This window comes from Pseudomonas sp. EU05-FHT14B02, assembly GCF_058791055.1.
Genome location: NZ_JBYTDD010000003.1, coordinates 250825 through 263298, shown reverse-complemented (window position 1 = coordinate 263298; position 12474 = coordinate 250825). Strand labels below are relative to the sequence as shown.

Genomic DNA, 12474 nt, shown 5'->3' with positions numbered 1-12474 from the left:
GTATGGTGCACTCGACAGGATTCGAACCTGTGACCGCTCGGTTCGTAGCCGAGTACTCTATCCAGCTGAGCTACGAGTGCAATTTGTGTTTTTATACCAGATCACAACTGGTTGAAGCCAAGTTACTTACATTGCTGTAACTAACTCTTAAATGGTGCACTCGACAGGATTCGAACCTGTGACCGCTCGGTTCGTAGCCGAGTACTCTATCCAGCTGAGCTACGAGTGCATTTGTTGCCGCGCATTATAGGCCGTCTAATCTCTATGTCAAACACTTTTTCTAGTAATTTCAACAACTTACCGAAAAAGCCAGATTACAACGTACTACGCAAATAATGGCGGAGAACGGGGGATTCGAACCCCCGACACCCTTTTGAGGTGTACTCCCTTAGCAGGGGAGCGCCTTCGGCCACTCGGCCAGCTCTCCGCAACACGGGGCGTATATTAACCAGCTTCTTCCCCGTTTGCAAACATAAAAAACGATAAAAATTAATGGCTTGGTTCTTCGTCCTTCTCTTTCTTGATACGCAGGTAAATTTCTTCCCGGTGAACAGCCACCTCTTTGGGGGCATTAACACCGATGCGCACTTGATTTCCTTTGACGCCGAGCACGGTCACGGTGATTTCGCCATCACCGATAATCAGGCTTTCTGCGCACCGACGAGTCAGAATCAGCATACCTTTCTCCTCACGCATTACATTTCAGGGACAACAGTCTGCAAAAAAAAGGCACTCGACCCACAACCGGAGCGGTCGCTGCCCTACATGCCTGAGTATTGACTAGCGCGAGCAAAAGAACAGTCTCGGGGGTCACGCCATTCAAAAAAACAAAAGGCGCGGTCAGACCGCGCCTTTTGGCAAACGCATCACTCGCCCTGGCGGGCCGGTGCGTCCAGTTCGAAAGCCGTGTGCAGAGCGCGCACAGCCAGTTCCAGATACTTCTCTTCGATCACTACGGAAACCTTGATTTCCGAAGTTGAGATCATCTGGATGTTGATGCTTTCCTTGGCCAGGGATTCGAACATGCGGCTGGCCACGCCTGCGTGAGAGCGCATGCCAACGCCGACAATCGACACCTTGGCGATCTTGGTGTCGCCCACGACTTCACGGGCACCCAGCTCGCCAGCGGTTTTTTCCAGCACGGCTTGCGCCGCCTGGTAGTCGTTGCGGTGCACGGTGAAGGTGAAGTCGGTGGTGTTATCGTGCGCGACGTTCTGCACAATCATGTCGACTTCGATGTTCGCGGCACTGATCGGGCCGAGAATCTTGAAGGCAACGCCCGGGATGTCTGGCACGCCACGGATGGTCAGCTTGGCTTCATCGCGGTTGAAAGCGATACCGGAAATGATCGGCTGTTCCATGGTTTCCTCTTCATCAATAGTAATGAGGGTGCCCGGACCCTCCTTGAAGCTGTGCAGTACGCGCAGCGGAACGTTGTACTTGCCGGCGAACTCGACCGCGCGGATCTGCAACACCTTGGAACCAAGGCTGGCCATTTCCAGCATCTCTTCGAAGGTGATCTTGTCCAGGCGCTGAGCCACGGACACCACACGCGGGTCGGTGGTGTAGACGCCGTCGACGTCGGTGTAGATCTGGCATTCGTCAGCCTTCAGGGCTGCAGCCAGCGCCACGCCGGTGGTGTCGGAACCGCCACGACCGAGGGTGGTGATGTTGCCGTGCTCGTCGACGCCCTGGAAACCGGCGACAACCACCACACGACCCGCCTTCAGGTCACCGCGAATCTTCTGGTCATCAATCTGCAAGATACGCGCTTTATTGTGCGCGCTATCCGTCAGAATCCGCACCTGGTTGCCGGTGTACGACACTGCCGGCACGCCGCGCTTGATCAGCGCCATGGCCAACAGGGCAATCGTCACCTGCTCACCGGTGGAAACGATCACGTCCAGCTCGCGCGGAACCGGTTGGCCGTCGCCACTGATTTGCTTGGCCAGATCGATCAGACGGTTGGTTTCGCCGCTCATTGCAGACAGCACAACCACCAGGTCATCGCCGGCATCGCGGAATTTCTTAACCTTGTCGGCGACCTGCTCGATTCTCTCGACAGTGCCGACCGAGGTGCCTCCAAATTTCTGTACGATCAAAGCCATTTCAAAGCCGCCTCTGCCCATGAAGGGCGCCCAAATAATCACTCAAACAGCGTTGCGGCCCACCACTAGACTGCGGGCCGCAAGTACTGCCTTATAGACCCTGCTCTACAAACGGAACGGTCAGGGCCAGTGCCGCATCCAGTGCGCCAGCGTCGGTACCGCCGCCTTGCGCCATGTCTGGACGACCACCACCCTTCCCGCCCACTGCCGCAGCGGCTTGCTTCATCAAATCACCGGCTTTGAGTTGGCCAGTCAGGTCTTTGGTTACGCCTGCAACCAGAACGACCTTTTCCTCATGGACACTGCCGAGCAGGATCACTGCGCGGCCGAGTTTGTTTTTCAGTTGATCGACCAGCGCCAGCAGCGCCTTGCCATCCTGACCGTCCAGACGCACGGCCAGCACTTTCACATCCTTGACGTCCAGCGCCTGGGCCGACAGATCGTCGCCCGCGGCACTGGCAGCCTTGGCTTGCAACTGCTCGAGTTGCTTCTCCAGCAGACGGTTGCGCTCCAGCACAGCCGACAGCTTGTCGATCAGGTTATCGCGGCTGCCCTTGACCAGGCTGGCCGCTTCCTTGAGTTGTTCTTCCGCCGCGTTCAAGTAAGCCAGCGCTTGCGCACCGGTGACGGCCTCGATACGACGCACGCCCGATGCCACACCGCCTTCGCTGATGATTTTCAGCAGGCCGATGTCGCCGGTACGGTTGGCGTGGATACCGCCGCACAGCTCGACGGAGAAATCGCCCATGCTCAGTACGCGTACGTTGTCGCCGTATTTTTCGCCGAACAGCGCCATGGCGCCTTTCTGCTTGGCGGTTTCGATATCGGTTTCTTCGGTTTCAACTTCGGAGTTCTTGCGAATCTCGGCGTTGACGATGTCTTCCAACGCTTTCAGTTGTTCAGGCTTGATGGCTTCGAAGTGGCTGAAGTCGAAGCGCAGGCGCTGACTGTCGACCAGCGAGCCTTTCTGCTGAACGTGATCGCCCAGCACCTGACGCAATGCTGCGTGCAGCAAGTGAGTCGCGGAATGGTTCAGCGAAGTGGCGTGACGCACCTCGGCATCCACCTGCGCCTGAACTGGCGAGCCAACGATCAGGCTGCCCGAATCCAGCACACCGTGGTGCAGGAACGCACCGCCGGTCTTGGTGGTGTCGCGCACATCGAAACGCGCAGCGCCAGCCTGGAGGAAGCCGCAATCACCAATCTGACCACCGGACTCCGCATAGAACGGCGTCTGATCGAGAACGACCACGCCCTCTTCGCCTTCGCTCAAAACGTCGACCGACTGCCCATCCTTATAGAGAGCAACGATCTTGGCGGAACCGCTGTGAGCGGTGTAACCAGTGAACTCGGTATCGACGTCAACCTTGACCAGGCTGTTGTAGTCCATGCCGAAGGAACTGGCCGAGCGAGCACGGACGCGCTGGGCTTCCATCTCACGCTCGAAACCTGCTTCGTCAATGGTCAGGCTGCGCTCGCGAGCGATGTCGCCAGTCAGGTCCATCGGGAAACCGTAGGTGTCGTAGAGTTTGAACACTACGTCGCCCGGCACCACGTCGCCCTTGAGCTCGGCCAGATCCTGCTCGAGGATCTTCAGGCCCTGCTCCAGGGTCTTCGCGAACTGCTCTTCTTCGGCCTTCAGCACGCGTTCGATGTGCGCCTGCTGGGATTTCAGTTCCGGGAAGGCTTCGCCCATTTCGGCAACCAGGGCCGCGACGATCTGATAGAAGAAGCTGCCCTTGGCGCCCAGCTTGTTACCGTGACGGCAGGCGCGACGGATGATCCGGCGCAGCACGTAGCCGCGGCCTTCGTTGGACGGCAGCACACCGTCGGCGATCAGGAAACCGCAGGAACGGATGTGGTCAGCCACGACTTTCAGGGAAGCCTGAGCGTCGTTGGTGCAACCGATGGCCTTGGCCGATGCGTTCAACAGGCTCTGGAACAGGTCGATTTCATAGTTCGAGTGAACGTGCTGCAGCACGGCACTGATCCGCTCCAGGCCCATGCCGGTGTCGACCGACGGCGCTGGAAGCGGGTGCAACACGCCATCGGCGGTGCGGTTGAACTGCATGAACACGTTGTTCCAGATTTCGATGTAACGGTCGCCGTCTTCTTCCGGCGAGCCCGGCGGGCCCCCCCAGATGTCGGCGCCGTGATCGTAGAAAATCTCGGTGCAAGGGCCGCACGGGCCGGTATCGCCCATGGTCCAGAAGTTGTCGGAGGCGTACGGCGCGCCCTTGTTGTCGCCGATGCGTACCATCCGCTCGGCCGGAACCCCGATTTCCTTGGTCCAGATGTCATACGCCTCGTCATCGCTGGCGTAGACGGTGACCCAGAGCTTTTCCTTCGGCAGGTTCAGCCATTTGTCGGAAGTCAGGAAGTTCCAGGCGTAGCTGATGGCATCACGCTTGAAATAATCACCGAAGCTGAAGTTACCCAGCATTTCGAAGAAGGTGTGGTGACGAGCGGTATAACCGACGTTTTCCAGGTCGTTGTGCTTGCCGCCGGCGCGCACGCATTTCTGGCTGCTGACAGCGCGGGTGTACGCGCGCTTTTCCTGGCCCAGGAAGCAGTCCTTGAACTGGTTCATCCCCGCGTTGGTGAACAGCAGGGTTGGGTCGTTGCCCGGAATCAAAGAGCTGGAGGCTACACGGGTGTGGCCTTGCTCTTCGAAGAAGCGAAGGAAGGCTTCACGGATTTCTGCGCTTTTCATTAGGTTCTTCCACGGAGGCTGCGGCCAAAGGCCTGTTCGAAACGTCAACAGACGAAGCGACGGCAAAGGGCCGCATTATATCGGCCCTGCGCGCGGGGTACAGCGTGTTTATACGATAGAAACGGTCAATTGGAGTGCTAACGCTATCACTTGCGCGAAAAGTCGACGAATGTCGCGACGACCTGCTCGATTTGCGCACGGCTGACATCCATATGCGTGACCATGCGCAGACGCGCGGCGGCACTGAGTTTGATCCCGTGCCTGGCGGCAAAGGTCTTGATGGCCTCGGCCTGGTCGCCCATCTGCACATAAACCATGTTGGTCTGCACCGGTTCGACCTCGAACCCCGCCCCGCGCAGCCCTTCGGCCAGCAACTGTGCGTTGGCATGGTCATCGGCCAAGCGCTGAACGTTGTTATCCAGCGCATACAGGCCGGCCGCCGCGAGAACCCCGGCCTGACGCATGCCGCCACCGACCATCTTGCGCAGGCGCCGGGCCTTGCCGATCAGCTCGGCCGAGCCGCAGAGCACTGAACCGACCGGTGCGCCCAGCCCCTTGGACAGGCACACCGAGACGGAATCGAAATACTGGGTGATTTCCCGGGCATCCACACCCAGCTTCACTGCCGCGTTGTACAGACGTGCGCCGTCCAGGTGCAGTTGCAAGCCATGCTCGCGGGTAAAACTGCGCGCCCGTGCCAGGTATTCCAGTGGCAGGACCTTGCCTTGCATGGTGTTTTCCAGCGCCAGCAAACGGGTGCGGGCAAAATGGAAGTCGTCCGGCTTGATTGCAGCAGCGACCTGCGCCAAGTCCAGCGAACCATCGGCCTGCACCTCCAGCGGTTGCGGCTGGATCGAGCCAAGCACCGCCGCGCCACCACCTTCGTACTTATAAGTGTGGGCCTGCTGGCCGACGATGTACTCGTCACCGCGCTCACAATGAGCCATCAACCCCAACAGGTTGCTCATGGTGCCGGTCGGCACGAACAGTGCCGCGGCGAAACCCAGGCGCCTGGCCAGTTCGGCTTCCAGGTGATTGACCGTCGGATCTTCGCCATACACGTCATCGCCGGTGGCGGCCTTGGTCATTGCTTCGAGCATGCCAGCGCAAGGTTGGGTGACGGTGTCGCTGCGAAGATCGATAACACTCATGAATCTGGCCTCGGTAAGCAGGGGAAATCCCTTTCAGGAAAGAATTACTGCGGGCATGGCGACGATTAATCAACCCTTGCGTAGGAAAAGGCCGATTAAACCAACAGAAAAGTCGATGACAATCATCCAAAAGGGGTCATGCGCATACCGCAAATATGTGATAAAAACGCTGCGCCACCAAACATTTTGGCGGCAAAAACGTTCTCAGGGCGGGGTGCAACTCCCCACCGGCGGTAATTGCGCGCAATGCGCATAGCCCGCGAGCGCTTGGTGACAGCACGGCTTCGGCGGTGCCTGACAGCAAGGTCAGCAGACCCGGTGTGATCCCGGGGCCGACGGTCATAGTCCGGATGAAGAGAGAACGGGATTGACAAAATAGGGCCGTCCGCCGGCATTCGTGCGAGCGTGCGTACCCTCAAATCCCCTTCGATTCATAACGCCCTGTTTTTCACACAAACAGGAGTCAGAACATGCAACCCACCGCAATCGATAGCAAAAGCAAACACCATCAGGGCGAGCGCGTAGCGTTTATCCAGGCCTGCTGGCACAAGGACATTGTCGATCAGAGCCGTAAAGGCTTCGTCGCCGAAATGATTGCCCAGGGCTATCAGGAGTCCGACATCGATTTCTTCGAAGTCGGCGGTGCCTTTGAAATGCCCCTGCACGCCAAGTTGCTGGCCAAGACCGGTCGTTATGCCGGCATCGTCGCCGCAGCCCTGGTGGTGGACGGCGGGATCTACCGTCACGAGTTCGTCGCCCAGTCGGTGGTCAGCGGCCTGATGCAGGTTCAACTGGAAACCGAAGTGCCGGTGTTCTCGGTGTCCCTGACCCCGCACCACTTCCATGCAGGTGAAGAGCACCAGAAGTTCTTCTTCGAGCATTTCCTGCATAAAGGCCAGGAAGCAGCAAAGACCTGTGCGGATACGTTGCTGAAAATCCGCAGCCTGCGTCGCTCTGAACCGCGCGCCGTAGCGGTCTAAACACCGAAATCCTTGTAGGAGCGAGCTTGCTCGCGATGGTCGTCAACGATAACGCGGGAAGCCTGGCACCCCGCGTCGTTTTCAGATTCATCGCGAGCAAGCTCGCTCCTACAGAGGTTAATTGCCGTAATCAGGCCAGGTTTTCGTCGGTGGTCGGCACGATCAGGATGCCGGCACGCAAACCATTCTTCACCCTGGGGTTCGGGAAAATGATCCGGGCGCCCTCCTCCTCGATGATCCAGCGGGTATTGGCGATGTCTTCAGCCAGCAGGTAACCCACTTCCAGCTCCGAAAAATTCTCGATGTCCGCCGGCAGGTTCAGGCGGAAGCTGTCGCTGTGCTTGATGATTTCTCGCGCCACGCTGTACAGCTGCAAACCGTCCAGCGCGTCCTCAGTCAGTTCTGGTTCGGTACCCTCGATGATCTGCTTGAGGCGCTTCTCCAGCAGCGAGACGTTGACACCGTCGTTCTGACCGAACGGCCGCGCCTTGCCCAACTCCAGGGTAAAGGCCTCGGCACCCAGCTTGTCGTAGGTATAGGAGCTGAACACGATGGACGGCTTGTTCTGCAGCAACACCGCTTCCATGCCGGCAGCACGCAGGCGCGCCAGTTCCTGACGCGAATGCTGGCGGTCCTCCTTCCACGGGTACAAGGCGAACTGCTCGATTTTCGAGCCACGAATCGCCGTGTGCAGGTCGTAGTGCAGGCGCTGGCGATCCGGCAGGCTGAAGAAGCTGGCAGCCAAACGCTCCAGCTCACAGGCGCGCAGAGCTTCGCAACCGCTGCTTTGTTCGTGACGGCCATTGAACAGCCGATTGACGTCCTGCTCGACGAAACGCTCGCCCTTGCGAATCGCTTCCGGGTTGCCGAACAGGAACAGAATACGTGCGCGCGGCTTCAGATCGCCGCGGGCAATGTCGTGCAACAGGCGATCGAGCAACTCGATCGGCGCTGTTTCGTTGCCGTGGATTCCCGCAGAAAGCAGCAGGTCCAGGCCGTTGTCACGGGCTTCAGGTGGCCGGACTTCCAGCGCACCTTCGCTCAACCAGCGCATGCGCACGCCTTCGACAGTCAGTTGAGTCTTCTCCGCCGGTTCGCGGCCGGCGAGGGTCAGTTCAAGCAGTTTGCCGAGGGCGAGCATAAAGCGGTTTCCTTAGTGATCGTGGTTGCAGTCCGGACCGTGGACGTGTTCCTCGTCGTCACCGAGGTCAGCCGGTTCCATTTCCAGTTGCAGACTTACCAGATTAGTCGCCAATGGGCGCAACAGCAGGTTGGCGTACTCGGCGTCGCCTTCTTCGACGTCCACGCCGATCAGCAACTGACCACGGCCATCCTGCTGGATCCACAGCTCTTTACCTTGCCACAGGACCGCGACGCGGGTGCAGGACGTTTCCAGTTGCGTGCCGTCGGTGTCTTCAAGGATCAGCTGCAGGGTATCGCTCATGTCTTTACGCTCTCGTTTGAGATGAATCAGCGCGCTGCCGTAGAAAGCGGCGCGCCGTCGATCAATTGATCTGGAATGGATAAACCGCGCCCAGTTTAAGGATTTGCGTCAGTTCATCCAGTGCCGTCCGGCACTCAAGCAGCAATTGCGGGTCCGCCAGATCGTTTTCGGTCATGCGGTCGCGGTAGTGCTTCTCGACCCATTCGGTCAGTGTGCCGTACAACGGTGCCGTCATGATAACCCCTGGGTTGACGGCCGCCAGTTCGGTTTCGTTGAGCGCGACACGCAGTCGAAGACAAGCAGGGCCGCCGCCGTTCTGCATGCTCTGCTTGAGATCGAAGACTTTCACTTCGCGGATCAGGCCACCGGAGCTGGTCAAACCCTGCAAGTACTTCCAGACACGCTCGTTGCCACGGCATTCTTCCGGCACGATCAACAGCATGGAGCCGTCAGGACGCGACAGCAGTTGGCTGTTGAACAGGTAGGAACGAACCGCGTCTTCCACGCTGACGGCGGAACGAGGCACACACACAGACTGAAATTTCCCACCGACTTTGGCGAGTTTGCTCTGCAATTCAGCGAGCATTTTCTCGGTCTCGAGGAACGCGTCCTCGTGATAGAACAGCACTTCACCATTACCCACGGCGATCACGTCGTTGTGGAACACGCCCTGATCGATCACCGAAGGGTTCTGCTGGGCATAGACCACGCCGTCATCACTCAAGCCGTGCAAACGGGCAACGGCCTGGGACGCTTCGAGAGTCTGGCGCGCCGGGTACTTCTGCGGTGACGGGTAGCGGGTGTCGAACGCACTGCGGCCGAACACGAAGAACTCGACACCGGCTTCGCCGTATTCACGGCAGAAACGCGTGTGGTTGGCCGCGCCTTCGTCACCGAATTGCGCCACGGGCGGCAAGGCGGCGTGGTGGGCGAAGTGTTTCTGGTCAGCGAACATCGCCCCCAGCACGCGGCTGGTGGTCGGGTGTTCGATGCTGCGGTGGTATTTGCAGTTGAGGTTGGCGGCGGTGAAATGCACGCGGCCATCAGCGGTGTCGGCGCTCGGGCTGACGGTCGCGGCGTTGGCCACCCACATGCTCGACGCCGAGCAACTGGCCACCAGCAGCGGCATCGCCTCTTTGGCAGCGCGCTCGATCACTTGAGCGTCGGTGCCGCCAAAGCCCAGGCGACGCAGTGCAGCCACATCCGGGCGCTCTTGCGGTGCCAGTACGCCTTGCTGGAAACCCATTTCCATCAGCGCTTTCATCTTCGCCAGGCCTTGCAGCGCCGCTTCCTTGGGGTTGGAAGACTGTTGGCTGTTGCTCTGGGACGCGACGTTGCCATAAGACAGGCCGCCGTAGTTATGGGTCGGCCCCACTAGACCGTCAAAATTGACTTCATAGGATTTCATCAGCGAGGCTCCACGAGAATCTGTTGTTATAGGCTTCAGTAACTGTTCTTTTAGACCGGGTCGCGGCGATCGCGAGCAAGCTCGCTCCCACAGTGATTGCGTCGTACACAAGATATGTGAACGCCACCGAACCTGTGGGAGCGGGCTTGCCCGCGATGGGCATCACGCCATCTTCACGCCAGGCGTAAGGGCCGCTGGCAATACCAGGCTCGGCGTTTCCAGCGAGGCCACCGGGTACGCGCAGTAATCCGCCGCGTAGTAAGCGCTGGCGCGATGGTTGCCCGAGGCGCCGACGCCGCCGAATGGCGCACTGCTTGCCGCACCGGTCAGTTGTTTGTTCCAGTTGACGATACCGGCCCGGCTTTCCAGCCAGAACTGCTGGTAGCGAGCTTCGGAGTCCGACAGCAGGCCGGCGGCCAGACCGTAAGCGGTGTCGTTGGCTTCAGCGATCGCCGCTTCAAAATCAGCGTAGCGGATCACCTGCAGCAACGGGCCGAACAGCTCTTCGTCAGGACGATCGGCAACGGCGCTCACGTCCAGGATGCCAGGGGTCAGCAAGGCCGATTGAGCCTGAGGCTGAGTCATTTCCAGCAGCGCCACGGCGCCGTTGGCCAGCAGATGTTCTTGCGCATCCATCAACGCTTTCGCAGCGCCAAGGGAAACCACCGAGCCCATGAACGGCGCCGGTTGCTGATCGAAGGCTCCGACTGAGAGGGTCGAGCTGACCGCCACCAGGCGCGCCAGCAATGAGTCGCCCCAGGCACCTTGCGGCACCAGCAAGCGACGGGCACAGGTGCAACGCTGGCCGGCGGAAATGAACGCGGACTGAATGATGGTGTACACAGCGGCATCGAGATCAGCGACCTGATCGACCACCAGCGGGTTATTACCGCCCATTTCCAGCGCCAGGATCTTGTCCGGACGACCGGCAAATTGCTGGTGCAGGTGATTGCCGGTGCGGCTGGAACCGGTGAAGAACAGCCCGTCGATGCCCGGGTTCGCCGCCAGGGCGATACCGGTTTCGCGAGCGCCTTGCAGCAGGTTCAATACGCCGGCCGGCAGGCCAGCCTCGATCCAGCACTTGACCGTCAGTTCAGCGACTTTCGGTGTCAGTTCGCTTGGCTTGAACAGCACGCTGTTACCGGCCAACAGTGCCGGCACGATATGGCCGTTGGGCAGGTGACCCGGGAAGTTGTAAGGACCGAACACCGCCACCACGCCGTGGGGTTTGTGGCGCAGCACAGCGGTGGCATCGCCCAGCGGCCCGCTCTTCTCGCCGGTACGTTCGCGGTAGCTCTGCACCGAGATGGCAATCTTGTTGACCATGCTGGTGACTTCGGTCGCCGCTTCCCACAGAGGTTTGCCGGTTTCCTCGCCGATGGTATGAGCCAATTCGTCAGCGTGATTCTTCAGTGCGGCGGCATAGGCCTCCAGCACCGAGATACGCTCTTCCAGGGTGCGCCGCGCCCAGTCCGGGAACGCCTGACGCGCCGCTTGCACAGCCGACTCGACCTGACCGGCGGTGGCTCCGACGCCAGACCACAGTACCTGCTGGGTCACCGGGTTCAGCGACTCGAAGGCTTCGCCCCCACCTGCCAGCCATTCACCTGCGATGTAAAGCGACTTCATTATTTCGACTCCCGAGCTGCGGACAACGCCACGGCGCGCACTTGATCGCCCGCGTTGAGTTGAAGACGTTTGGCGGTCAGCGGATCGACCACCAGGGTGCCGGCGGCCAGACGTGCAGGCGCGGCAGTGATCCGGCAGTCCTCGCGCTTGCGGTTGTGAATGATGAATGGCGTGGCATCGTCACCCGGTGTGCCGACGGCCAGCACCAGCGCCTGGCTGTCGCGCACCGCGCGGATCTTGCCCGTTTCACACTCGATCGCCGGGCCTGCGTCGAAGATATCGACGTAGCCCTGGTAGCTGAAACCTTCGCTCTTGAGCATGGCCAGCGCCGGCTCGGTGTCCGGATGAACCTGACCGATCACATTGCGCGCATCCGGCGACAGGAAGCAGGTGTACAGTGGGAATTTCGGCATCAGCTCGGCGATGAACGCCTTATTGCCCACGCCGGTCAGGTAGTCAGCTTGGCTGAATTCCATCTTGAAGAAGTGCCGGCCCAGGCTTTCCCAGAACGGCGAACGCCCGGCCTCGTCGGAAACCCCGCGCATTTCGGCAATGATCTTGTTGCCGAACAATTGCGGGAATTCGGCGATGAACAACATCCGCGCCTTGGACAGCATGCGACCGTTGAGGCCACTGCGGTAATCGGCGTGCAGGAACAGCGAGCACAGTTCGGAGTTGCCGGTCAGGTCGTTGGCCAGGAACAGCGTCGGGATTTCACGATAGATGTTCAACTCTTGCGAGGCGCTGACCGTCAGACCGACCCGGAAGTTGTACCAGGGCTCACGCAGGCCAACGGCGCCGGCAATGGCGGAAATGCCCACCACGCGCCCGTCGTCATCTTCGAGCACGAACAGGTAGTCCGCGTCGCCCCGCCCGGCTTCGCCGCGAAAGGTCTTCTCGGCCCAGCCGACCCGATGGGCCAGCCGCTCTTCGTTGGCCGGCAAGGTGGTCAGGCCGGTGCCAGTGCTGCGGGCCAGGTCGATCAGAGCGGGTAAATCGCTGCTGCGTACGGGACGAACGATCATGCTATCTCCTCAAACG

Annotated in this window: 10 protein-coding genes, 3 tRNA genes and 1 riboswitch; of the genes, 1 reads left to right on the top strand and 12 read right to left on the bottom strand. The window is 59.9% G+C overall.

Going from position 1 to position 12474, the window contains the following annotated elements:
- Positions 1 to 3: 3 nt before the first annotated feature.
- The 7 genes from AC3WTM_RS04950 to ltaE form a co-directional block, all read right to left on the bottom strand.
- Positions 4 to 80: transfer RNA gene (locus tag AC3WTM_RS04950), tRNA-Arg, on the bottom strand.
- A gap of 72 nt (positions 81 to 152) precedes the next feature.
- Positions 153 to 229: transfer RNA gene (locus tag AC3WTM_RS04945), tRNA-Arg, on the bottom strand.
- A gap of 107 nt (positions 230 to 336) precedes the next feature.
- Positions 337 to 427, bottom strand: a tRNA-Ser gene (locus AC3WTM_RS04940).
- A 62-nt stretch (positions 428 to 489) separates the two neighbouring features.
- Positions 490 to 678, bottom strand: a complete 189-nt coding sequence (csrA, locus tag AC3WTM_RS04935) for a carbon storage regulator CsrA (RefSeq protein ID WP_002554426.1) — start codon at positions 676 to 678, stop codon at positions 490 to 492.
- Positions 679 to 866: 188 nt separating this feature from the next.
- Positions 867 to 2108, bottom strand: coding sequence for an aspartate kinase (locus AC3WTM_RS04930; protein WP_007971040.1), 1242 nt, complete (start codon positions 2106 to 2108; stop codon positions 867 to 869).
- Between the two features lie 91 nt (positions 2109 to 2199).
- The gene (gene alaS, locus AC3WTM_RS04925; protein ID WP_102669982.1) at positions 2200 to 4821 is read right to left on the bottom strand and encodes an alanine--tRNA ligase; all 2622 of its coding nucleotides are present in this window, start codon (positions 4819 to 4821) and stop codon (positions 2200 to 2202) included.
- Positions 4822 to 4967: 146 nt separating this feature from the next.
- Positions 4968 to 5972, bottom strand: a complete 1005-nt coding sequence (gene ltaE / locus AC3WTM_RS04920) for a low-specificity L-threonine aldolase (RefSeq protein WP_102669983.1) — start codon at positions 5970 to 5972, stop codon at positions 4968 to 4970.
- A 196-nt stretch (positions 5973 to 6168) separates the two neighbouring features.
- Positions 6169 to 6339, top strand: a riboswitch (FMN riboswitch).
- A 103-nt stretch (positions 6340 to 6442) separates the two neighbouring features.
- Between ltaE and AC3WTM_RS04915 the strand changes: the two genes are divergently transcribed.
- Complete coding sequence (locus AC3WTM_RS04915; RefSeq protein WP_102669984.1) at positions 6443 to 6952, top strand: 6,7-dimethyl-8-ribityllumazine synthase; 510 nt, start codon at positions 6443 to 6445, stop codon at positions 6950 to 6952.
- A gap of 130 nt (positions 6953 to 7082) precedes the next feature.
- Here AC3WTM_RS04915 and astE read toward each other — a convergent pair whose 3' ends face one another.
- The 5 genes from astE to astA form a co-directional block, all read right to left on the bottom strand.
- Positions 7083 to 8093: a succinylglutamate desuccinylase gene (gene astE, locus AC3WTM_RS04910; protein ID WP_102669985.1), complete on the bottom strand. Its 1011-nt coding sequence runs from the start codon at positions 8091 to 8093 to the stop codon at positions 7083 to 7085.
- A gap of 12 nt (positions 8094 to 8105) precedes the next feature.
- A complete protein-coding gene (locus AC3WTM_RS04905) occupies positions 8106 to 8396 on the bottom strand; it encodes a topoisomerase II (RefSeq protein WP_090457332.1) in 291 nt (96 codons plus the stop codon).
- Between the two features lie 61 nt (positions 8397 to 8457).
- Positions 8458 to 9804, bottom strand: a complete 1347-nt coding sequence (gene astB / locus AC3WTM_RS04900; RefSeq protein ID WP_102669986.1) for an N-succinylarginine dihydrolase — start codon at positions 9802 to 9804, stop codon at positions 8458 to 8460.
- 162 nt (positions 9805 to 9966) lie between these two features.
- Positions 9967 to 11436, bottom strand: coding sequence for a succinylglutamate-semialdehyde dehydrogenase (gene astD / locus AC3WTM_RS04895; RefSeq protein WP_173677939.1), 1470 nt, complete (start codon positions 11434 to 11436; stop codon positions 9967 to 9969).
- Complete coding sequence (gene astA / locus AC3WTM_RS04890) at positions 11433 to 12458, bottom strand: arginine N-succinyltransferase (RefSeq protein ID WP_057713611.1); 1026 nt, start codon at positions 12456 to 12458, stop codon at positions 11433 to 11435. The genes astD and astA overlap by 4 nt, the downstream gene beginning before the upstream one ends.
- Between the last annotated feature and the right edge of the window lie 16 nt (positions 12459 to 12474).